This window comes from Pelolinea submarina, assembly GCF_003966975.1.
In the GTDB taxonomy this organism is placed as follows: Bacteria; Chloroflexota; Anaerolineae; order Anaerolineales; family Anaerolineaceae; genus Pelolinea; species Pelolinea submarina.
Map to the genome: position 1 here is coordinate 3,008,700 of NZ_AP018437.1, position 21,053 is coordinate 3,029,752.

Sequence of the window (21,053 nt, forward strand, 5' to 3'; positions counted from 1 at the left end):
ATTCAATATATATAGGGGAATTATGATAGTGTCAAGTTAGAAAATAAAATAATTATGTGAGGTGAACGATGACAGTCTATATTCGAACCCCTTATGGAAGATTTCCGCGCTACCGCTATTGGGAACAATTCCCAGAACAATGGGGACCTGGTGAAAATCAGGTTTATTTCCCGGTGGATGTCAAAGAAGTGAATGACGAATTCACCATCAGCGCCATGCTGCCCGGTTTGAAACCTGAGGACATCGAAATTCAGATCGTGAACGAGAACGTCACCCTCAAGGGTGAATTCAAGAACGACATCGACGAAACGGCGAACTACATTTTGCAGGAACGCCCCAGCGGCAAGTTTGTGCGCACAGTCACTTTGCCGGATACACTCAACGCCGCCAAAGCCGACGCACATATGGAAAACGGCATCCTGATGTTGGTCATTCCCAAGGCCGAAGAAGCCAAACCGAAGACCATCAAGGTCGCCAGCAAGTAAACAAATTACCAGATTATTGACTCTCCTTTCAAAAAGAGCGGCTAACCACCGCTCTTTTTGTTTAATCCCGCGCGGAAATTTACTATAATGGACGCATGCAAGAAAACCAAACCCCAATCCAACTCACCCAAGCCTTAAGCGCGCTCCCGTTAGCCCGCGTGCTGTATTTCGAGGAAACGGATTCCACCAACGCGCAGGGCCTGCTGCTGGCTGCGCAGGGCGCCGAGGATAACACGTTGTTGGTGGCCGAACGGCAGAGCGCCGGGCGCGGCCGCTTCGGGCGCAAATGGGTCACCGCGCCGGGCACCTCGTTGGCATTCAGCCTGGTCATGCGGCCCACTCCCGCGGAAGCAGCGCATCTGAGCCTGTTCGCGCTGCTGGGCGCCAGCGCCGTGCGCAGAGCGGCGCAAATCATGTGCGGCTGCAGCGCGCTGGTCAAGTGGCCCAACGATGTGCTGTTGGACGGGCGCAAGACCTCCGGCATCCTGGCCGAGAGCGCCTGGCAGGGCGATAAGCTGAGCGGGCTGGTGCTGGGCATCGGCATCAACATCCTGCCCGGTTCCGTGCCGCCGGATGAAGGCCTGCTCTATCCGGCCACCTGCCTGCAAGCGCACTGCGCCCTGCCGATTGAACGGTATGCTTTCCTGGCGTCTGTATTGGAACAGCTCATCAGCCTGCGCGGGGAATTGACCGGCGCAGCTTTTCTGGCAGATTTCAACGAGCACCTGGCTTTCAAAGGCCAGATGGTCAGTTTGAGCGCGACGGGCAGCGACCCGGTCAGCGGCATCCTGCAGGGCGTCGGTTCGGACGGCTGCCTGCGCCTTTTGGATGAAAACGGACAGATTAACAGTTATCCGGTTGGCGACCTGCGCCTGCGGCCAAGAGAATAATTCGCCTGCCATTCCAGCCGGTATTACAATTTAAAAACCTTTCATAACAACAACCAACCACTAATGGAAAGGAATTACATGAAATTTCAAGTATTGGGAATTCACTCCCTTATCGCCCTCGGTGGCGAAAGAACCCGGTTAGGCCATGAATTCATCCATGAACTGCAAAACCACATAAACATCCCGCTGGAATGGGTGGAAAACCCCGAAGAATTCGAACCAGACGCCATTCCTCTGGTTTTCATCCTGACCGGTGGAACGGAAAACGCCTTTTTATCCATGCTGGACAAGCTGCCGCGGCCGGTACACCTGCTGACCAGCGGCGAACACAATTCGCTGGCTGCCTCGCTGGAAATCCTGACTTACCTGCAAGCGCACGGCCAGCCGGGCGAGATCATCCACGGCGAGCTGGACAGCATTGCCGCACGCCTGATGGATTTGCAGAGAATCCAGAAAACCCATCAAGACCTGAACGGTGCTGTTTTGGGCGTGATCGGAAAACCATCAGATTGGTTGATTGCCAGTCAGGTGGATGCCCGGCAGATCAAAGAAAAACTGGGCTGTGAAATTCTGGAACTGCCCATCGAGGAACTGATTGAACGCGCCAGGCATGAAACTATGCCCGACTCCGAATTGATCAATGATCTGCGCAGCCACGCCTTCGCGCCGGAAGAATTGCAGAAAGCGCTGAATATCTACGGCGCTCTGCAGGAGATGGTTGAAGACTATCACCTCAGCGGCGTGACCGTGCGCTGTTTTGATTTGCTGGAACCGCTACAAAGCACCGGGTGTATCGCGTTGGCGCTGCTCAACGCGCAGGGTATTCCCGCATCCTGTGAAGGGGATGTACCCGCGCTGATCAGCATGATGATCCTGCAATCCCTGTTGGGGGAACCGGGTTTCATGGTCAATCCCTCGCGCATCATGGTACAGGACAACCGCATGGTAGTGGCGCATTGCACCCTGCCCCTCAATATGGGCGGCAGCTATACGCTGAAGACCCATTACGAATCCGGTATCGGCGTAGCGGTGGACGGAATAATCCCCGAACAGAAGGGCCTGATCTTCAAGGTCAGCGCGGACATGAAGCGCTACTTCCTGTCAGACATTGAGATCCTGGCGAATTTGGAAGAGAAGAACCTGTGCCGCACGCAGATCGAAATCCGACTGGAGGAAGACGTGCATTACTTCCTAACCCATCCCTGCGGCAATCACCACATCATCGCCCTGCAGGACAACACGAAACTGGTGCGGGAATTCATGCGAACCCTGGACAGCCAGCCGGCATAAATAGGCAATACGCTTAACAAAAAAATCCGCCACTGTGACAAACCCAGTGAGCGGATTTTTGTTGTTTTCTTCTATTAATTACTTGGCGTCAGATATACGCCCAAGGGACGCGATGCTGTCGTTCTTATCCAGCTTCATCAGATGCACGCCCTTGGTGGCGCGGCTGGAACTGGTGATGTCGTCCACGTTCAAACGCAGCATAATGCCGTTGTTGGATATGAAGGTGACTTGGTCGCCTTTTTCAACAACCCGCGCCGAAGCGATTTTGCCAATCTTATCCAACATCTTCTGGTCAATGGTGGCAACACCCTTAGTGGCACGGCCCTGAACGCGGTACTGTTTCAGGTTAGTGCGCTTGCCGAAACCTTTTTCCGTCACGACTAACAAGGAAGCATTTTCAACCACCACTTCCATGGCTGTCAAACGGTCGTCTCCATTCAGCTTGATGCCGGTTACACCTCTGGCCGAACGGCCCATGGGGCGGAAATCGCTTTCCTTGGCACGCAGGGCGTTACCGCCGGCAGTGACCATGATCAGGTCGTCATTGCCGCTGGTCAGGCGCGCCCAGCCCAGTTCATCGCCTTCATCCAAATTAATGGCAATCAAGCCGGAGACGCGCACGGTTTCAAAATCAGACAGGGCCATGCGTTTGACGCGGCCTTTGGCCGTGGCAACCACGATGTATTCGGCAGCCTTGAAATCAGGCACCGTCACCGCGGTAGTGATGCGTTCATTGGGCTCCAGCGCCAACAGGTTGACAATGGGCGTACCCTTTTCATTGCGTCCGGACTCGGCCAATTCGTATACTCTTTCGGAATAGACCTTGCCGCGGTCCGAGAAGAACAACAGCGTGTGCAGGGCACGGCAGGAGATGAGCATATCAATCTCATCTTCATCCTTGACCGATTGGCCAATCACGCCCTTGCCGCCGCGGGCCTGGGTGCGGTAGTTGCCCGGCTGGGTACGTTTGATGTAACCGTTACGGGTAATTGTCACCAAAGCGGGGACGTCGGAAACCAGGTCTTCTTCGTTGAGGTCTTCCAAATTACCGCCCGCGATTAAAGTGCGGCGGTTATCGCCATATTTCTTGCTAACCTCGTCCAAGTCTTCGCGAATGAGCGCCAGAATTTTCTTGGGATGCGCCAGCAAATCCTCCAAATATTCGATGCGTTCCATTAAGGCTTTGTGTTCATCCTCAATCTTTTCGCGTTCCAATTGGGAGAGACGGCGCAGCTGCATATCCAGAATGGCTTGCGCTTGAATATCGCTGAGTTTGAAGCGGGTCATCAAGCGTTCTTTGGCAACGTCCGAATCGGGCGAGGTGCGGATGGTTTTGATAACCTCATCCAAATTCGCCAGCGCGATCAGCAGCCCTTCCAAAATGTGGGCACGATGCTTGGCTTTTTCCAGCTCGAATTGGCTGCGGCGGGTGATGACATCCATGCGGTGGTCGATGAAAATCTGCAGCGAACGTTTGAGCGAAAGCAGGCGCGGTTCACCTTCCACCAGAGCCAGCATGTTGATGCCGAAGGTGGATTGTAGTTGGGTGTATTTGAACAGACGGTTGAGCACCCGTTTCGGCTGCGAGTTGCGTTTCAATTCAATGATGATGCGCATACCGTTGCGGTCGGATTCATCACGCAGGTCGGAAACCTCAGGCAGCTTATCGCTGCGCACCAGGTCGGCGATGCGTTCAATCAGGCTGGTCTTGTTGACCTGATAGGGAATCTCCGAAATACGAATCTGATAGCGATTACCCTTCAGGTCGTCAATGGTCGCACGACCCTGCATGGTAATCTTGCCCTTGCCGGTGGAATACGCCTGGCGCAGTCCTTCCGCGCCAACCACAATACCGCCGGTGGGAAAATCCGGTCCGGGGATATATTTCATCAGGTCCTCGACCGTAATATCATCGACCGAATCCTGGTTATCAATCACATATATTAATGCGCGGCAAACTTCGCGCAAATTGTGCGGGGGAATATTGGTGGCCATGCCCACCGCGATACCGGAAGCCCCATTGAGCAGCAGGTTGGGCAGCCGCGCGGGCAGTACTTCAGGTTCCTGCAGGGAGCCATCAAAGTTATCGACAAAATTGACCGTGTCCTTGTCGATATCCAGCATCATTTCTTCGGCTAACACGCCCATGCGGGCTTCGGTGTAACGCATGGCAGCCGGCGGGTCACCGTCGACCGAACCAAAGTTACCCTGTCCATCCACCATCAGGTAGCGCAGGGAGAAATCCTGTGCCATACGTGCCATGGAATCATAAACCGCAGCGTCGCCGTGAGGATGGTATTTACCCAGTACCTCACCAACGATACGGGCAGATTTTTTGTACGCGGTGTTGGACCGAATGCCCATATCATTCATGGCATAAAGAATGCGGCGGTGCACCGGTTTGAACCCATCGCGGGCATCCGGCAGCGCACGCGCAACGATTACGCTCATGGCGTAATCGATGTACGAGGTTCGCATCTCGTGGTCGATATCAATTTGTTTTATATTACTAACTTCCATGCAGCCATTTCCTTAAAATCATATTTCAACAATGATTATAACTGATACGTTCTCGAGGCTTTGAAGGGAATTTGGATCCGACAAACCGATTGATTATAAATCATGTTTGGCACTCTTCAGTTATAATTTTGGTAATGAAACGTTGGACATGGCCTATCCTGATTGCCGGAATTTTAATCTTAACCGCCTGCGGTTCTTCCTCCTCGGAAGACTCCACGCAGTCAGTTGGCAGTTCATACTATATTGAAAACAAAGGCTCGGACACTCTGGTTAACCTGGCCCTGGCCTGGGCGGAACGTTACCAGGAAGAATACCCCGACATTCAAATTTCGGTCACCGGCGGCGGGTCAGGCACCGGTTTCACCGCCCTGATCAATGGCACCATTGATATTGCCAACGCCTCGCGCCAGATTAAAGATTTAGAAATCGAACAGGCGGAGTCCGCAGGCTTTGAACCCCACGAAATTATCGTTGCCAACGACGCCATCGGAGTGATCGTCAATCCCGAAAACCCTGTCTCCGAGTTAACCCTTGACCAAGTTTCCCGCATTTATAAGGGAGAAATCAACAACTGGAGCGAAGTCGGCGGCGAGGATCGGCCCATTGTGCGCCTGTCGCGCGAAACCAACTCCGGCACCCATGTTTATTTTCTGGAAACAGTCATCCGTTTGGGTGACGAGGAAGATACCGATATTTTTTCCGCCGATACACTGCTGCTGCCCTCCTCTGAGGGCATTATTTCGGAGGTCAGCGACAATCCCAACGCCATCGGCTACGACGGCCTGGGGTACATCACCGATGATGTCAAAACTGTCGCGTTGGCTTCCAAAGAGGGCCGCGCTTATATCCTGCCCTCGGCAGCGACCGTGATCGACGGCACCTATCCGGTTTCACGCAGCCTGTATATGTACACGCGCGGCGAACCGGAAGGCATTATCAAAGATTACCTGGAATGGATCCTGTCCAGCGAAGCGCAGGAAATTGTCACAGATCTGGGATTTGTGCCCATTCTGGATTAGCACAGGAAAACATGAAACGATCAGAAAAAATTATCACTAATTCCGTTAAGATTGCCGGTTCATCCAGTATCCTATTTATTCTCCTGATCTTTGTGTTCCTGGTCCGTGAAGGACTGCCCGCCCTGAGCGAAGTCTCACTGAAAGATTTATTCAGCGGGCGCTGGTACCCCATTGAAGACTTATTCGGCCTGCTGCCGTTAATCAGCGGTTCGCTGGTGGTTACGTTTACGTCCATCCTGATCGCGCTGCCCCTGGGCATCGGCACGGCCATTTACATCGGCGAAATCGCGCCAAAAAATGTGAAGGAAATCCTCAAGCCGACCGTGGAAATCATGGCAGGCATCCCCTCAGTGGTATTGGGTTTCATCGGCATCCAGGCGCTGTCACCCTTCCTGCGGGAATTCTTCAACCTGCCCACCGGGCTGACCGCCCTTAGTGGCAGCATCCTGTTGGCCATGATTGCGATTCCCTCGATTGTCTCCATTGCCGAGGACGCGCTGTACGCAGTGCCCAACTCCTACCGCGACGCATCCTATGCGTTAGGCGCCACCCAATGGCAGACTATCTGGGGCGTGGTGCTGCCGGCTGCCCGCAACGGGCTGCTAACCGCCGTGATGCTGGGTATCGGGCGTTCGCTGGGCGAGACCATGGCCGTCATGATGGTGACCGGCAACGCCGCCACCACTTTCTCCGGCCTGAAATCCGTCATCATGCCGGTGCGCACCATGACCGCCACAATCGCATCCGAGATGGGCGAGGTGGCCAGCGGTAGTGTGCATTACCACGTCCTGTTCTTCATCGGCATCATCCTGTTTATTTTCTCCCTGATCATTAACATTTCTTCCTCCACCGTCCAGGGAAAATCCAAGCAGGAGAGAGGCCAGGTGATCTCATGAGACGCTACCCGGAACCGAAAGAATCCCGTTTTGGCATCACACGCCAACAGTCTCAAAAAATCGGCTTCTCGTTCATACGCCTGATCTCGCTAATCACAGTCCTGCCGATTTTGGGGATAATTGTTTACATCATCGTCAAAGGCGGATCGCACATCAGTTGGGAATTCCTGACCAGCATGCCCAGCGACGGTATGCGCGCCGGCGGCATTCTGCCCGCCATCGTAGGCACGTTTTACCTGATGGCCGGCACAGCCCTGTTTTCCATCCCTCTGGGCATCGCAGCCGGCATTTACCTGTCGGAATACGCGCAGGACAGCTACTGGACACGGTTCATCCGCGTAGCCATTATCAGCCTGGGAGGCGTGCCCTCCGTTGTGTATGGGCTGTTTGGCCTGGGCCTGTTCGTATTATTCTGCAACTTCGGCATCAGCATCCTATCCGCTTCGCTGACGCTTTCCATTATGACCCTGCCGGTGATCATTTCCACGACCGAAGAAGCCCTGCGCAGCGTGCCTTACCGCTTCCGCGTGGTCGGCGTTTCGCTGGGCGGCACGCAGTGGCAAACCATTACGCGCGTGATCCTGCCGCAAGCCCTGCCGGGCATTCTAACCGGTATTATCCTGGGGCTGGAGCGGGCTGTGGGTGAAACCGCGCCGATCCTGTTCACGGGCGCAACCTTTTACCTGCCGCACCTGCCCTCCTCTCCATTAGACGCTACCATGGCGCTGCCTTATCACATTTATGTGATCTCGACACAAGTACCGGGCATGTCTTCCGGCGTCCAGTATGGTACTGTGCTGGTGCTGATGGTTTTCGTGCTGGGCATGAACCTGATCGCGTCCCTGATCCGTTCGCGCGCGCGCGCCAAGAGGCAATGGTAATGACCGAACCTAAAATCCAAATCCGCGACCTGTATCTGCGCTACTCCGACGGGAAAGAGGCTCTTAAGGGCGTCAGCCTGGATATTCAACCGAACCTGATCACAGTGGCTTTTGGCCCCTCCGGGGGCGGAAAATCCTCCCTCGTGAAAGTGCTCAATCGTTTGATTGACCTTTCGGACGTTGATGAGATGCGCGGCGAAGTCCGCATGGGTGATCTGAATATCCTCGGCAAGGATACGGATGTGGTTGAGCTGCGGCGGCGCATCGGCGTGGTTTTCTCGCGCCCCATTCCCCTGCCGCTGACCATATTTGAGAATGTCAGTTTCGGCCTGGAAGTGGCCGGAATGCGCGATAAGAAGAAATTAAGCGAACGCGTGGAACAAGCCCTGCGCGAGGCTGTATTGTGGGATGAGATTTACGACCGGCTGGACGATCCGGCTGCCTCCATCTCCGGCGGGCAGCAGCAGCGGTTGTGCCTGGCGCGCGTGCTAGCGTTGAAACCGGAAGTGATCCTGCTGGACGAACCCACCTCAGCCCTCGACCCGGTTTCCACCGCGAAAATCGAGGAATTCCTTGAAACGGCTAAAAAGGATTACACCATCTTACTGGTACCGCACAACCAGCAGCAAGCCGCGCGCATGGCTGATAAAGCTGCTTTCTTTTTGCAGGGCGAGTTGGTGGAATACACCGATGGGGAAAGCATGTTCATCAATCCGCGGGACAAGCGCACGCAAGAATACGTACAAGGCCGCTTCGGTTAAGTCCGTTCGCAAGCCGCTGAAAACAGCCCTGCCTATTTAACCAGAATCTTTGTATAATTTACGTGTTCTAATAAAACAAGGTCATCCACATGAATAGTAAACAACCGCTCTCAGGTGGGAATTCTCCTGCACGAGAAATCCGCATCAGCCCAAAACAGATCTTTTGGATTTTAACCGGCATTGCCCTGCTGCTGGCAGCCGCCAGCTTGTACTGCCAATACCTAACTTATTTCAAACACGCCGATCTGACCAAAACCATCGCTTTATGGGATGTGGATACGGAATTAAGTCTGCCTTCTATCTATTCGGTTTTCCTGTTATTTATCGATTGCCTGCTGTTAGCGCTGATCACAATGGTAAAGAAGAAAGAAAAAGCCGCGCTTCTGGGCACCTGGATTTTTTTAACTGTGGGATTCTTATTCCTCACCTTTGATGAAGGCGCATGCATCCACGAGAAATTGATGACGCCCGTACGCCAGCAATTGGGCGACGATTTGCCCTCCTATTTTTATTTCACCTGGGTAATTCCGGCGTTGGTCGCAATCATCTTCCTCGGATTTTTATTCCTAAAGTTCCTGAAAAACCTGACCACAAAAGCCCGAATAGGATTCATCCTGTCCGCGGCCGTATATTTGGGCGGAGCACTGGGGATGGAATTGATTGGCGGTTCTTTCGCCAGCGAGCACGGGCTGGAAAACTTTAATTTCAACCTGCTGTCGACAATAGAAGAGTCGTTGGAAATGGTGGGCGCATCTTTATTCGCCCGCACACTGCTGACCTATATCTCCGACACCTATAGCGGGTTACGTCTGCGCTTCAATAGCGCCGGCCCGCGATAGCATATACGCTACGTATAGAGACTCAATCATTGGCCCGGCCGCGCACCATCTTCATTATGGACGCTTTATCCGTATACTCTTTTACCAGTTTGCCGTCGCGCATTTGTAGCACGCGGTCCACAAATTCGCACATGCGCAGGTCATGCGTGACCATAATGCCGGCGCGCTGCTGCTCGTGGATCAGTCCGGCGAAAGTCTCCACCACCTGATAGGCCCGTTCGGTATCCAGGCTGGCCGTGGGTTCGTCCGCCAGCACCAGGCTGGGATTGTGGATCAGGGCGCGCGCGATGGCCACGCGCTGCTGCTGGCCGCCAGATAACTGGCCGGTCAGGTTGTTGAGGCGCTCACCCAACCCCAGGCGCGCCAGCAATTCCCGCGCGCGCAGCTTGCCGGCTTTATCCAGTTTGTCATTCAAACGCAGCATTAATTCCACATTCTCGACTGCCGTCAGGTAAGGCACCAGGTTGTTGGCCTGGAAGGTAAAACCGATTTTCTCGCGCCGCAGCGTAACCAGATCGTTTTCGCTCAGCTCATGCATGTTCTGCCCATCCAGGTAAATCTCCCCGGCAGTGGGTTTGAGCAGCGCAGCCAGGATGGAAAGCATGGTGGTCTTGCCGGATCCGCTGGGGCCGACCAGGGCCACAAATTCACCCGGGCGCACCTGCAGGGAGACGCCGTCCACAGCCTGGATGTCGCCGAAATCGCTTGGGTAAGTCTTGACGACCACGCGGGTCTCGATGGCAAATTCGGGTTGCGTTTGCGCGTTCATGAGGATAACCCCAGGGCTTTGAGCGGTTCAATACGCACCGCGTAACGGATTGATACCAGGCCACCCAGCGGACCAATCAGCAGCAGCGCCACAATCGCGATGGCGGAAGTCGTACCGTTGAACACAATCGGAATGGTGGGCGGGAAGGTCAGCGAGAACAGGAACGTGAGCAGGCTGCCAATCAACACGCCAATCACCGTAATCATGAAAATCTGGATGATGAAGGTGGCCGCCACAACCTTGTTGGTGGTACCGATGGCTTTCAGCACGCCGATTTGTGCCACCTTCTGCAGAATCTGGATTTGAAAAAAGCCGCCTATTACCAGCAAGCCGATGAACAGGGTGAAACCACCCTGAGTGTTGAGCGTGCTCTGTTGGGCGGAATAGCCAGGCAGAGCCTGAATGGTTTCGGAAATCGTGGCCACTTCGATATTGTTGACCTGCGAAAGGATGCGCTGGCGCACCACGTCCGCCTGGGCAGGGTCGTCCAGCTTAATCAGGATGATGTTGGCAATCGGGTCGCTGCTGTTGATCTCCGCCTCCGATTTGGGGCGCACCTTATCCCAGGTGAAGAAGGGCACAAAAATAGAAGGCTGCAGCGAATACTGCTGGCCGCCGCTGATGCCGACCACGCGCAGCTTGTAGTATTCGTCGCGGGTGCCCTGCGTCACGCGCATCTCGAGCGTGTCGCCCAGCGCCAACCCGCTGCGCAGGGCGGTATTGCGGTCAATGATGACCTCGTTGGAAAGCTTGGTGCCCAACTGGCGCCCCTGCACGACCGGCGGTTCGCCGGCGTGGCCGGGTTCGACGCCCAATAGAGCCACCTTGAGCGGTTCTTCCTGGCCCGGCAAAATCAGGTTGGCGCTGGAAGCGCCCAACATGCCCGCATCCGCCACGCCCTGCACGCGCGCGATGGAAGCCAGGCGGTCGCGATCCAGGCGGCTGGCGCCGATGAGGTAATCCGACTTGGATTGGAAGGCAATCAACTGCGCATCCAGCTTGGACAGGTATTCGCGGTTGCCGTTGCCCAGCCCCTCGCCCAACGCGGCGATGAACAGTACCAGCAATGTGATCAGGGCAATCACCAGCGCGACCAGCAGGAAACGCCCGCGGTTGCGCCAAATTTCTTTAAAAGCCAGAAAAGCAGAAATTTCCATGACCTGTTTCATTTTATGAACCCTGTTCCTCCGGCGGGAGGAAGTACACCGCGGCGGTCATCCCCCAGCGCATGTGCGGGTCGGTTTCGTCCAACTGCACGGTAACGGTATAGGTGATATCGCCACGTTTTTCTTCAAAACGCTCGTTGATATTGGTGACGGTGCCCTTCAGAACCGTGTCGGGCAGCGCATCCAGGATGACCTGCACGGCCTGGCCCTCGGTAACATTAACCACTTCCAACTCGGTCAGGCTGTCAGTCTTGATCACCCAGCCGGAGAAATCCGCCAGGGCCATGACCAGCTCGCCGGCTGTCACCTGCTGGCCGGGTATGATGGCGACATCCACCACCGTGCCATTCATGCTGGCGCGCAGGGTCAGCGCGTCCACCGCGGCCTGAGCGCTTGCCAAAGAAGCCTGGGCGCTGGCCAGTCGCGCTTCCAGCGCGTCCAACTGATCCGGATCCAGCCCTTCGTTGTCCTCCAGTTGGGCGTAAGCGTCTTCCGCCAGCTTCAAGTTGGCTTCGGCTTCATCCATGCGCGCTTTGCGCTCGGTGGAGCGGCCGTCCAGGAAATTATCGCGGGCGTTTTTATATTTGCTGTTGCTGAGGATGACCTCCAGCTGGCCCTGGGCCAGGTTCAGCGCGCCGGAGGCTTTGTAATCATCCAGCGCCACCTGCGCATCCAATACATCCTGGCGCGCTTTGGCCAGCGCCGCGTCCGCCTCCGGCACATCGTCCAGGCGGGCCAGTACCTGGTCGGTCCGCACCGATTGGCCGTCCGTAATCTCGACACTGTGCACCTGGCCGGAAACCGAGAAGGATATATCCAAAGCCTTGACCGGCAGCAGGCTGCCTTCAGCGATCAAATAATCCGGTTCCGTAGCCTGGGCAGCCTCCGCGGAAGTTTTGCCAGAGCCGCAAGCGGAAAGCAGCACGGCAGCAACCAAAATCAAACTAAGTAAGATTCCCTTTTTCATATAAAGTACTCCTGAAATAATTCCATTAATGATTTTCTTCTTCATTCACGCCGATAGGTCCCTCAAAGGGCTGGTCCCAGGGTGTGGAGAGCACGCCCTCCAGCAGCAAATCCAGCGCGGGATGATCGGCGATGTGGTCGTAATAAAACGGCAGCAAGATGCGCCCCGGCGGGCTGATGATGAATGTGCCGGACATCTGCATAGCGTCCTGTCCTTCGGGCGGAGTTTCCACCTGGTAGCCCTTCTTACGAGCATTGGAAACTGCCCTTAGGACCTTCCAATTCAGAAAAGTCTGGAAGATGGTGGCGCGTTCCAGCCCATAGGCCTGGTAAGCCCTGCGTTCCGGATCGGAAAGCGCTTTCAAACCGGGCGCATGCGTCTCCGCAAACAACCTGGTTTCTTCAGGAACGCCCTGGGTGACTACGGCGATATCCAGCCCGGCTTTTTTAATTTTGGCTCTGCCAGCCACCAACTCGTCCAGCATCTCTTTGCACTGGGTGCAGCCGAAATGGCGCGTGAAGGCCAGCACCAGCGGGCGTTTGGCCCACAGGCTGGAAAGCCTTACCGTTTTACCTTTGACATCCAGCACCTCCATATCGGGCGCGGGATCATTGAAGTTCAATAGATGTCTTTTTTTCATATCCACTCTGCATTTGACCTATGCCTATCATACAGGGATTTCATTAGAAAAATATAAATTAATTAAAGGTTTGTAAATATTTGCGAAATATTAATTATCTTAGCCAGCTGGACAATTTACTCAACTTACCCAGCAAGCGGTAAAATAGAGCCATAAAACCCTTCAGAAAGGTCAACGCCCTCGGGGGGATGGGAACAACACGACACATGGAAATATCAGAAATTATTCAAGCCCAAAAGGCTTATTTTCAATCCGGTAAAACGCTGGAAGTGTCTGCGCGCCTGGAAGCACTGGGACGGCTGCGCAGCGCGATAGAAACGCGCGAAGAAGAGATCCTGGAAGCGCTGCGCGAAGACCTGGGCAAAAGCCGCTTCGAAGGCTATATGTCCGAGGTCGGCATGGTGCTGGACGAACTTTCCTATATGCGCCGAAACCTGACGCGCCTGGCAAGCCCGCAGCGCGTGCGCACGCCTTTGGCGCAGTTCAGCGCGCGCAGCTTCCGGCTGCCCTCCCCTTACGGCTGTGCCCTGGTGATGAGCCCCTGGAATTATCCTTTCTATTTGTCCATCACCCCAATGATAGACGCGCTGGCGGCCGGCAATACGGTAGTGGTCAAGCCCAGCGCTTACTCCCCCGCGACCAGCGCGCTGGTGGTTGAATTGGTACGGGAATGCTTCCAGCCCGAAATCGCGGCGGTGGTGACCGGCGGGCGCGACGTGAACCAGTCGCTGCTCGACCAGCCCTTCGATACCATCTTCTTCACCGGCAGCAAAACAGTCGGCCGGCTGGTGATGGAAAAAGCCTCCGCGCACCTGACCCCCATTACGCTGGAGCTGGGCGGCAAAAGCCCCTGCATCGTGGACCGCAGCGCCGACCTGAAAACCGCCGCGGCGCGCATCGCCTTCGGCAAGTTCCTCAACGTGGGCCAGACCTGCGTGGCGCCGGACTACCTGATTGTGCACGCGGACATCAAAGACGAATTCCTGGCGCTGCTGGCAGCCGAGATACATAAACAATACGGCGAAAAGCCGCTGGAGAATGCCGATTACGGGCGCATCATCAGCGAAAAGCACTTTCAGCGCCTGCTGGGATTGATGGAAGGCGGCACGATCTACATGGGCGGCCAGCACGACGGCTCGCGGCGCATGGAACCGACCGTGATCACGGACGTTACGCTGGACAGCCCCATCATGCAGGAGGAGATCTTCGGGCCGCTGCTGCCGGTGCTGACCTTTCGCGAGACGGCCGATATTTACCCCATCGTGGCGGCCAACCCAACCCCGCTGGCCTTCTACCTGTTCACCACCGACAAGGCGCAGGAGCGCGAATTGTCACGGCGCATCTCCTTCGGCGGCGGCTGCATCAACGACACCATCATCCACCTGGCCACCACCGAGATGGGCTTCGGCGGCGTGGGCGAGAGCGGCATGGGCAGCTACCACGGCAAGGCCGGCTTCGATACCTTCACGCATTACAAGAGCATGGTGAACAAGGCCAACTGGATCGACCTGAAGATGAGGTACCAGCCTTATAGCGAGGGGATGCTGAAGATGGTGAAGATGTTTTTGAAGTAATATCTTAAAACATGTTTTGCAAAAAGAATTGTAGAAGTAATCAAATTCTGTTCAACACATATGATTTATAAGGATTATTCTTGAAGAAAAATTCAAGACCTCTTTTTATTTTCAAGAGAAATTACTTCTAATTCAAAACTTTTTTGATTTTTTATTAGATATTTTCCTATGCATATTCCTTTATTGCCTGATCGGAAAGTAATTTTTACAATAAATTCAGATGGGGCCGGTTTTAAATAATGAGTAGCATCAAGCCCATCAGGCCTTCTATACCAAGCACAAAGAAAACCGTTTTCGTCTAACCTCCCAAAGTGCAATCTCCGTGGCATACCATTAGGGAATAAATTTACTGTTTGATTACCAATTATATTAGTTTTCAAATCTTCTGTTGGAATAAACCACCTCCCAGTATTTTCAAAATGAACATTACAGGATTCATCAACCCATTCAACGGTAGGAAATACATCAGTGGCAACCGCTCTTTTACTACACACATCCACAAAAACGGCCATATACATTTCACCTGTTATGAAGGTCTTTGGGTCAATTCCGCAATCACTTATATAGAGCTTAGGAACAGAGTTCTCGGATATTAAATTTTGGATTATTAGAAAAGCTAAAGTTAACCAAATACTATAAGGAATTTCGCTAATATTACCTAAATTTAGAATAATTCCGATTAGAGCTGAGATTAGTGCTAGAAAAGTTGGCCACCAACGGGAGATTATTCCTAAGTTTTTCTCTTTAACCAAAATATCCCTCCTTTGAAAATTAATTTTGGATTAGTTGATTACATTATATGGTTTTTTATTGTATAATTTGCTTCGCTATTTGGGCGCGTGGCTCAGCTGGTTAGAGCGTACGGTTCACATCCGTAAGGTCGTGGGTTCGAGTCCCTCCGCGCCCATTCTCTATTTAACTCTCTTTCTCCCCTTTTATTTAGTCTGGAGTCGTGGGTTCCCTTTCCGCTGCGCTTCAAGGACAGGCGAGTCCCTCCGCGCCCATTCTTTATTTAACTTTCCCTCTTCCCTTTTATTCTGACAAGAGTCGTGGGTTCCCTTTTTACCACGTAAAAAGGACAGGGGAGTCTCTCCGCGCCCATTCTTTATTTAACTCTCCCTCATCCATTTTGTTCCGGTAAGAGTCGTGGTTTCCCTTTCCGCTACGCTTCAAGGGCAGGCGAGTCCCTCTGCGCCCATTCTATATTTAATTTTCCTTTTCCAATTTATTTAGTCTAGAGTCGTGGGTTCCCCTGCTTCGCTGCGCTCCGCACGATCGGGCGAGTCCCTCTGCGCCCATTTGGTAATTAAATATCAAAGTCAGGCATGCCCCAGAGGGCACTAGTAGATGCCAGACCTACTTTAGTTCCCAAATTGTCATTCTGAACCCCGTAGGGGTGAAGAATCTCGGCGAGATCATTACAGTTGAAATGCCTGCCGAGATCCTTCCTCCCTTCGGTCGTCAGGATGACAAAGAAACGTGGAGAATCGCGTTCTCACTGGTGTCATCGCGATTTCTTTACTTCAAGGCAATTCCCCGGAGGGCACAGGTGAATGCCGCCCTACAAATTCAATCCAACGGTTGGCAGGTGGGGCAGAAATAGACGCTGCCACCCATGTAAGCCTGCTTGACGATTGGTGTGCCGCAGTTGCCGCAGGGCGTGTCCACGGTGTTCTTGCTGCAGCGCGTCTGGTAGCCGCCGGGCTGGCCGAACAGGTCCGGCTCGGTGTCGCGCCCGCCGCGGGCAGTCATGTCCGCCAGGGTATCCTTGACCACCTGATACAAGTGCCGCAGGTCGTCCGCGCTGATCTGGCCCAGCTTGCGCTTGGGGTTCAGGCGCGCGTTGTAAAGAATGTCCTGCAGGCAGCCGTTGCCCAGGCCGGGGATGCGCTGCTCGGTGGCCAGGAAGGCTTTCAGGCTGATCTTGGCCGGATCCACGGCAGCTGCCAATCCCTCAAAATGCGCCCAATCGAATTCTGCTGAAAGCGGCGGGAGGGCCTTCTCCGCCATCAGGTAGTATTCATTCTCCGCGCCGCCGGCCGAGAAGCACAGGATGCCGCCGTACATGCGCACGCTCAGGCTGAGCGCACTGCCGTCCGCAAACTCCAGCAGGAGCTGGTGCTTGGCAGGCACATCCCCTTTGTCGGCATGATATTTCCAGGTGGCGCCTTCGGAGACCGCAAGGCGCGCGCTGCCGGCTGCGAACTCCAGCGTGCTGCCAAAGCCGCGCGCCGGTCCGACCGTTTGGCCGGTCAACAAGTCCGGATAGGCCAGCGGATCACCCTGGAACCAGGCAAACTTGTGCGGGGAGCGCAACACCTCCACACGCGCAATACGCTTACCCTGAACCGTCCGGTTCATTTGGTCGGCTAAAGCTAAAGCTTCGGGAATCTCAATCATAGCCATCTCCTTTTGCGTTATTATACTGAAAACTGTACTTAAAACAGGTGGATTTTGGAGGGATAACGTTTTCCGCAGGCGTGGAAGAAATCCATCAGCGAAATTTACCGTATATCTTTTTATGGTATAAATCAGCCCATAGGCAAACAATAACGGAGTAAAAAATACAATAAAAAAATGGTAGGAAAAATACGAAGGCTTGTGCTGGATACGCTCAAGCCAATGGAGCCCAACATCATCGAGATGGCTAACTCATTGAGCACGCTTTCCGGGGTCTCCGCAGTAAACATCAGTATCGCTGAGATCGACCTGAAGGTCGAAAACGCCAAGATTACAATTGAAGGGGACGACCTCAACTACAACGAGGTCAAAGATATTATTGAAGATATGGGTGGATCCATCCATTCCATTGACGAAGTTGTGGCCGGCAAAATGATCATCGACGACGCCGCCACACTGCAAGACTAGTCTAAAAAATCATGGAATCTGAAGAAGTACATAGATTTAGGGTTCGCCAGTTGTTCAAACGGGCGAACCAATACAACGGCATTGCCAACATCGGGGAAATTGCTCGGCGATATTTCGCCATGAACGCCTTTGACGGCGTCCTCACTATCATCGGTATGCTGATGGGCAACCTCAGCGCAGGAATTGATAATCCGCACATCGTCATCACCACCGGCCTGTCTACTTGCGTAGCCATGGGCATATCCGGGTTGTGGGGCTCATACCTGACCGAATCCGCTGAACGCAAACACGACCTGGACGAACTGAGTAAAAGCACGCTGACCGACCTGCATAACAGCCGCATCGGCAAAGCCTCACGCTTCGCGGCGGTGGTGGTTTCATTGGTGGACGGTATTTCGCCCTTCCTGGCCGCTCTGCTGGTGCTGCTGCCTTTCTTTTTTCACTCGCTGTTCAGCACCATCCAGGTAGTGTATTTCGTATCGCTGGGCGTGGCATTGGTGACGCTGTTCGGGTTGGGCATTTTCTTGGGAAAAATCTCCAAAGAAAACCTGATCGTAAGCGGTGTAAAGACCGTGATAGCCGGCGTCGCATCCATCCTGATCAGCACTCTGATGAGCGGCAGCGCCTAAACGACCTATTTTCCCGATTTTCCAACGACCGGATGCCGGTTTTCCCGCCGGTCGTTTTATAATTAAGCCATCACGAAACAGGAAGTAATTATGAAACCGAACCAACTGAGCGAAAACATCTTCTGCCTGCCCGTTCACGACCGCAGCACGCGCCTGTTCGAAGGCCTGTGGCCGATTGAAAAAGAAGGCATTACATACAATTCATACCTGATCCGCGACGAGAAAACCGTGCTGATCGACCTGTGCAAGGAACTCTTCCAGGAAGACTACCTGAAGGAACTGCGCACGCTGGTTGACCCGGCCAGGATCGATTACCTGGTGATCAACCACATGGAGCCCGACCACTCCGGCGCGCTGCACGCTTTCCGCCAGGCGGCGCCGCAGGCACTTATTCTGGGTTCGGCCAAGACCGTCAAAATGCTGGACGATTTCTTTGGCATCACCGCGAACATCCGCAGCGTGAGCGACGGGGAAGAGCTGGATCTGGGCAGCCACAAGCTGCGCTTCATCAGCGCGCCCATGGTGCACTGGCCGGAAACCATGTTCACCTATGAAGTCAGCACGCAAACGTTGTTTCCCTGCGACGCCTTCGGCGGGTACGGCATCCCGGAAAACGGCATATACGACGGTGATTACAGCGATCTGAGCTATTTCGAAACCGAAGCGCTGCGGTATTACACCAACATCGTGGCGGCCTTCAGCAAACCGGTGCTCAACGCGGGCGATAAATTGAGCGGCCTGCCGCTGCGCACCATCGCACCCTCGCACGGCCTGGTGTGGAATAAAGACCCGCAGCGTATTGTGGAGTTGTACCTAAAATGGTCCAGCTACGGCAAAGAACCGGCCGAAAAGGGCGTGACCCTGCTGCACGGTTCGATGTACGGCAATACCGACAAGATGGTCGCCGAAGTTCGGCGCGGGTTGGAAGCTTCGGGCGTGCCCTTAACTGTGCATGATGTAACCACTACCCCGGTCAGTTACATCCTGCCAGCCCTGTGGATCAACCAGGGCGTGGTAATTGGCGCACCCACCTACGAAGGTACACTTTTCCCCACCATGCAAATGGTGCTGCATATGGCCGAGATCAAACGCGTGTTTAACAAACAGGCGGCCTATTTCGGAAGTTATGGTTGGGGCGGCGGCGCGACGCGCTTCCTGAATGCTCAATTTGAAAAGATGAATTGGAAATTGGGCGAAGTACTGGATTTCGTCGGGCAGCCTACAGAGGATGACCTGAAAGCAGGCTTTGCATTCGGTAAAAGATTTGGGGAATCGATTCGTTAATATAATTAATCCGTAAAGAGCGCCTGACGGCGCTCTTTTTTTACGCTTCCGCAACCTTCTTACAGGAATAGCGTACATAGTAGTGAAAATATCTCAAGTCAATCTTTTCGGAGGAATATTACATATGGAAAACAGACATGGAATTATCTGGGGATTTCTGCTCATCCTGATGGGCGCTTTCTTTCTGGCAATCAACATGTACCCGAACATCTTCGGGACTGAATTCTGGCCGTTCATCGTGATCGGCGTAGGCGCCGCCTTCCTGTTGTCAGCTTTGCTGACCCGCACCGGCGGCCTGGCCATCCCCGGCTGCATCGTGGGCGGTATCGGCGGCATCCTGTACTACCAGACCATCTCGGGTAACTGGGCCAGTTGGGCTTACCTGTGGACGCTCATCCCCGGTTTCGTGGGCGTGGGCATCATTCTGGCCGGCCTGCTCTCGCGCGAACGCGTTCACTTTGATACCGGCGGTTTGATCCTGATAGCCATCAGCTTCATGGGGTTCATAATTTTTGCCGGATCCTTTGGGTTGAACCTGGGCATGGGTATGTTGTGGCCGCTGTTCCTGATCGGCATCGGCGTCATCACCCTAATTTCCGCCTTGTTCCGCAAACGTTAAATTGACTATAATGCGTTTATGGATATAAACGCGCCCGAAAACCAAAAAACCATTGCCTGGCTGTTGGAAAGCCCAACGCCCTCCATTCGTTACCTGACCCTCACCGGTGTGCTAGGAAAACCGGAAAACGACCCGGAGGTGCAAACAGCCAGGCTTTCCATTTCCACCGAAAATCCCGTCCGCAACATCCTTGAAAGACAAGCCCCGGAAGGTTACTGGCAAATCGCCAAACATTACTATTCACCCAAGTATCGCGCCAGCCATTGGAGCATGCTACTGTTAAGCGAACTGGGCATGGACCCGCGGCACGCGGCCATGCAAAAGGGTATGGCCTTCATGCAGGCCAGTTTCGAGGACGACCAGCGTCTGATGAAAAGCGAAGCGCCCTATTGGGGCTGCCTGTGGGGCAACGCTCTGCGCTATCACCTGTACTGCGGCAACCCGCACGAAGACTTTATGCAAACTATGCTGGATTATGTGGTGCAAGATCTGCAGCAATTGAGCCGCTGCCATTACAACAACGGCCTGCCCTGCGCCTGGAGCGTGGTACGCGGCCTGTACGGGCTGGCGCTGATCCCTGCCGAACAGCGCAGCGCACAGATGCAGACAGCAATCGAAAGCGGTCTTGAATTCCTATTGGAGGATTACGACCTGCTGGCAGCCGATTACCCCCACATCGAGAAGGTCCACCCGACCTGGTCCAAGCTGAGCTTCCCGCTTTTTTACCAGTCGGATATGTTGTTGGTGCTGCGCGTGGCCAAAGAGATGAATGCGCTGCAAACCCCCCAAGCCGTGCGTGGGCTGGCATGGCTGGAAACCCAGCGCAACAAGAGCGGTAACTGGAGCGGAGGCAGTCCTTACCAGAAGCAGACCTGGCCGATCCTGGCCCGTGGCGATACGGTCAATCGCTGGATCACCCTGCAGGCTATGCGCGTGCTGGCTTAAAACTGCGCTTC

The 21,053-nt window shown here is 54.2% G+C and carries 21 protein-coding genes and 1 tRNA gene; 15 read left to right on the plus strand and 7 right to left on the minus strand.

Annotated features, from left to right (window positions below; translation table 11 throughout):
• The first annotated feature begins 68 nt into the window (after window positions 1–68).
• The 3 genes from Pelsub_RS13360 to Pelsub_RS13370 all read left to right on the plus strand — a co-directional run bounded on the left by Pelsub_RS13360 (window position 69) and on the right by Pelsub_RS13370 (window position 2,665).
• Window positions 69–485 (plus strand): Hsp20/alpha crystallin family protein, encoded by a 417-nt coding sequence (locus Pelsub_RS13360; protein ID WP_116225536.1) that lies wholly within the window; start codon window positions 69–71, stop codon window positions 483–485.
• A gap of 95 nt (window positions 486–580) precedes the next feature.
• Window positions 581–1,375 (plus strand): biotin--[acetyl-CoA-carboxylase] ligase, encoded by a 795-nt coding sequence (locus Pelsub_RS13365; RefSeq protein ID WP_116225537.1) that lies wholly within the window; start codon window positions 581–583, stop codon window positions 1,373–1,375.
• Window positions 1,376–1,453: 78 nt separating this feature from the next.
• On the plus strand, window positions 1,454–2,665 hold the full coding sequence (locus Pelsub_RS13370; protein WP_116225538.1) for a hypothetical protein: 1,212 nt from the start codon (window positions 1,454–1,456) through the stop codon (window positions 2,663–2,665).
• Between the two features lie 78 nt (window positions 2,666–2,743).
• Here the strand turns inward: Pelsub_RS13370 and gyrA are convergent, their stop codons facing one another.
• The gene (gene gyrA / locus Pelsub_RS13375; protein WP_116225539.1) at window positions 2,744–5,185 is read right to left on the minus strand and encodes a DNA gyrase subunit A; all 2,442 of its coding nucleotides are present in this window, start codon (window positions 5,183–5,185) and stop codon (window positions 2,744–2,746) included.
• 134 nt (window positions 5,186–5,319) lie between these two features.
• Here gyrA and Pelsub_RS13380 point away from each other — a divergent pair, with 134 nt between their 5' ends.
• From Pelsub_RS13380 to Pelsub_RS13400, 5 genes are all read left to right on the plus strand, one after another.
• On the plus strand, window positions 5,320–6,204 hold the full coding sequence (locus Pelsub_RS13380) for a phosphate ABC transporter substrate-binding protein (protein WP_116225540.1): 885 nt from the start codon (window positions 5,320–5,322) through the stop codon (window positions 6,202–6,204).
• 11 nt (window positions 6,205–6,215) lie between these two features.
• Complete coding sequence (pstC, locus tag Pelsub_RS13385) at window positions 6,216–7,100, plus strand: phosphate ABC transporter permease subunit PstC (protein WP_116225541.1); 885 nt, start codon at window positions 6,216–6,218, stop codon at window positions 7,098–7,100.
• Window positions 7,097–7,981, plus strand: coding sequence for a phosphate ABC transporter permease PstA (gene pstA, locus Pelsub_RS13390; RefSeq protein WP_116225542.1), 885 nt, complete (start codon window positions 7,097–7,099; stop codon window positions 7,979–7,981). Before pstC ends, pstA begins: the two co-directional genes overlap by 4 nt.
• A complete protein-coding gene (locus Pelsub_RS13395; RefSeq protein ID WP_162844827.1) occupies window positions 7,981–8,742 on the plus strand; it encodes a phosphate ABC transporter ATP-binding protein in 762 nt (253 codons plus the stop codon). The genes pstA and Pelsub_RS13395 overlap by 1 nt, the downstream gene beginning before the upstream one ends.
• A gap of 89 nt (window positions 8,743–8,831) precedes the next feature.
• Window positions 8,832–9,581, plus strand: a complete 750-nt coding sequence (locus tag Pelsub_RS13400; protein ID WP_116225544.1) for a hypothetical protein — start codon at window positions 8,832–8,834, stop codon at window positions 9,579–9,581.
• A gap of 22 nt (window positions 9,582–9,603) precedes the next feature.
• Here Pelsub_RS13400 and Pelsub_RS13405 read toward each other — a convergent pair whose 3' ends face one another.
• Genes Pelsub_RS13405 through Pelsub_RS13420 form a run of 4 tightly spaced genes read right to left on the minus strand, consistent with a single transcriptional unit; the run spans window position 9,604 to window position 13,123 of the window.
• A complete protein-coding gene (locus Pelsub_RS13405) occupies window positions 9,604–10,350 on the minus strand; it encodes an ABC transporter ATP-binding protein (protein WP_116225545.1) in 747 nt (248 codons plus the stop codon).
• Complete coding sequence (locus Pelsub_RS13410) at window positions 10,347–11,507, minus strand: ABC transporter permease (protein WP_158675118.1); 1,161 nt, start codon at window positions 11,505–11,507, stop codon at window positions 10,347–10,349. Before Pelsub_RS13410 ends, Pelsub_RS13405 begins: the two co-directional genes overlap by 4 nt.
• Before the next feature lie 13 nt (window positions 11,508–11,520).
• On the minus strand, window positions 11,521–12,483 hold the full coding sequence (locus Pelsub_RS13415; protein WP_158675119.1) for an HlyD family secretion protein: 963 nt from the start codon (window positions 12,481–12,483) through the stop codon (window positions 11,521–11,523).
• Window positions 12,484–12,508: 25 nt separating this feature from the next.
• A complete protein-coding gene (locus Pelsub_RS13420) occupies window positions 12,509–13,123 on the minus strand; it encodes a peroxiredoxin-like family protein (protein WP_116225548.1) in 615 nt (204 codons plus the stop codon).
• A gap of 152 nt (window positions 13,124–13,275) precedes the next feature.
• Between Pelsub_RS13420 and Pelsub_RS13425 the strand changes: the two genes are divergently transcribed.
• Complete coding sequence (locus tag Pelsub_RS13425) at window positions 13,276–14,697, plus strand: aldehyde dehydrogenase (RefSeq protein ID WP_267896291.1); 1,422 nt, start codon at window positions 13,276–13,278, stop codon at window positions 14,695–14,697.
• Window positions 14,698–14,789: 92 nt separating this feature from the next.
• On the opposite strand, the gene Pelsub_RS13430 is transcribed toward Pelsub_RS13425, so the two are convergent.
• Window positions 14,790–15,449 carry a hypothetical protein gene (locus Pelsub_RS13430; protein ID WP_116225550.1) on the minus strand — a complete coding sequence of 220 codons (660 nt, stop codon included), beginning with the start codon at window positions 15,447–15,449 and terminating at the stop codon, window positions 14,790–14,792.
• A gap of 81 nt (window positions 15,450–15,530) precedes the next feature.
• Here Pelsub_RS13430 and Pelsub_RS13435 point away from each other — a divergent pair.
• A tRNA-Val gene (locus tag Pelsub_RS13435) sits at window positions 15,531–15,604 on the plus strand.
• Between the two features lie 662 nt (window positions 15,605–16,266).
• Here the strand turns inward: Pelsub_RS13435 and Pelsub_RS13440 are convergent.
• Entirely contained in the window at window positions 16,267–17,097 is an 831-nt protein-coding gene (locus Pelsub_RS13440; protein ID WP_116225551.1) for an endonuclease VIII, read from the minus strand.
• A gap of 177 nt (window positions 17,098–17,274) precedes the next feature.
• Between Pelsub_RS13440 and Pelsub_RS13445 the strand changes: the two genes are divergently transcribed.
• From Pelsub_RS13445 to Pelsub_RS13465, 5 genes are all read left to right on the plus strand, one after another.
• Window positions 17,275–17,565, plus strand: coding sequence for a DUF211 domain-containing protein (locus Pelsub_RS13445; protein WP_116225552.1), 291 nt, complete (start codon window positions 17,275–17,277; stop codon window positions 17,563–17,565).
• A gap of 11 nt (window positions 17,566–17,576) precedes the next feature.
• Window positions 17,577–18,194 (plus strand): VIT1/CCC1 transporter family protein, encoded by a 618-nt coding sequence (locus Pelsub_RS13450; protein WP_198418365.1) that lies wholly within the window; start codon window positions 17,577–17,579, stop codon window positions 18,192–18,194.
• A 90-nt stretch (window positions 18,195–18,284) separates the two neighbouring features.
• Complete coding sequence (locus Pelsub_RS13455; RefSeq protein WP_116225554.1) at window positions 18,285–19,478, plus strand: FprA family A-type flavoprotein; 1,194 nt, start codon at window positions 18,285–18,287, stop codon at window positions 19,476–19,478.
• Window positions 19,479–19,602: 124 nt separating this feature from the next.
• The gene (locus tag Pelsub_RS13460) at window positions 19,603–20,097 is read left to right on the plus strand and encodes a hypothetical protein (protein ID WP_116225555.1); all 495 of its coding nucleotides are present in this window, start codon (window positions 19,603–19,605) and stop codon (window positions 20,095–20,097) included.
• Window positions 20,098–20,115: 18 nt separating this feature from the next.
• Entirely contained in the window at window positions 20,116–21,042 is a 927-nt protein-coding gene (locus tag Pelsub_RS13465; protein WP_116225556.1) for a hypothetical protein, read from the plus strand.
• Window positions 21,043–21,053: the final 11 nt, after the last annotated feature.

What these genes read in the sequence shown, in the direction of transcription:
- pstC (WP_116225541.1), top strand. Translation starts at nt 6,216, where the DNA reads ATGAAACGATCAGAAAAAATTATCACTAATTCCGTTAAGATTGCCGGT.
- gyrA (WP_116225539.1), bottom strand. Translation starts at nt 5,185, where the DNA reads ATGGAAGTTAGTAATATAAAACAAATTGATATCGACCACGAGATGCGA.
- Pelsub_RS13395 (WP_162844827.1), top strand. Translation starts at nt 7,981, where the DNA reads ATGACCGAACCTAAAATCCAAATCCGCGACCTGTATCTGCGCTACTCC.
- Pelsub_RS13445 (WP_116225552.1), top strand. Translation starts at nt 17,275, where the DNA reads ATGGTAGGAAAAATACGAAGGCTTGTGCTGGATACGCTCAAGCCAATG.
- Pelsub_RS13420 (WP_116225548.1), bottom strand. Translation starts at nt 13,123, where the DNA reads ATGAAAAAAAGACATCTATTGAACTTCAATGATCCCGCGCCCGATATG.
- Pelsub_RS13450 (WP_198418365.1), top strand. Translation starts at nt 17,577, where the DNA reads ATGGAATCTGAAGAAGTACATAGATTTAGGGTTCGCCAGTTGTTCAAA.
- Pelsub_RS13415 (WP_158675119.1), bottom strand. Translation starts at nt 12,483, where the DNA reads ATGAAAAAGGGAATCTTACTTAGTTTGATTTTGGTTGCTGCCGTGCTG.
- Pelsub_RS13460 (WP_116225555.1), top strand. Translation starts at nt 19,603, where the DNA reads ATGGAAAACAGACATGGAATTATCTGGGGATTTCTGCTCATCCTGATG.
- Pelsub_RS13455 (WP_116225554.1), top strand. Translation starts at nt 18,285, where the DNA reads ATGAAACCGAACCAACTGAGCGAAAACATCTTCTGCCTGCCCGTTCAC.
- Pelsub_RS13410 (WP_158675118.1), bottom strand. Translation starts at nt 11,507, where the DNA reads ATGGAAATTTCTGCTTTTCTGGCTTTTAAAGAAATTTGGCGCAACCGC.
- Pelsub_RS13405 (WP_116225545.1), bottom strand. Translation starts at nt 10,350, where the DNA reads ATGAACGCGCAAACGCAACCCGAATTTGCCATCGAGACCCGCGTGGTC.
- Pelsub_RS13380 (WP_116225540.1), top strand. Translation starts at nt 5,320, where the DNA reads ATGAAACGTTGGACATGGCCTATCCTGATTGCCGGAATTTTAATCTTA.
- Pelsub_RS13400 (WP_116225544.1), top strand. Translation starts at nt 8,832, where the DNA reads ATGAATAGTAAACAACCGCTCTCAGGTGGGAATTCTCCTGCACGAGAA.
- Pelsub_RS13365 (WP_116225537.1), top strand. Translation starts at nt 581, where the DNA reads ATGCAAGAAAACCAAACCCCAATCCAACTCACCCAAGCCTTAAGCGCG.
- Pelsub_RS13370 (WP_116225538.1), top strand. Translation starts at nt 1,454, where the DNA reads ATGAAATTTCAAGTATTGGGAATTCACTCCCTTATCGCCCTCGGTGGC.
- Pelsub_RS13465 (WP_116225556.1), top strand. Translation starts at nt 20,116, where the DNA reads ATGGATATAAACGCGCCCGAAAACCAAAAAACCATTGCCTGGCTGTTG.
- pstA (WP_116225542.1), top strand. Translation starts at nt 7,097, where the DNA reads ATGAGACGCTACCCGGAACCGAAAGAATCCCGTTTTGGCATCACACGC.
- Pelsub_RS13440 (WP_116225551.1), bottom strand. Translation starts at nt 17,097, where the DNA reads ATGATTGAGATTCCCGAAGCTTTAGCTTTAGCCGACCAAATGAACCGG.
- Pelsub_RS13360 (WP_116225536.1), top strand. Translation starts at nt 69, where the DNA reads ATGACAGTCTATATTCGAACCCCTTATGGAAGATTTCCGCGCTACCGC.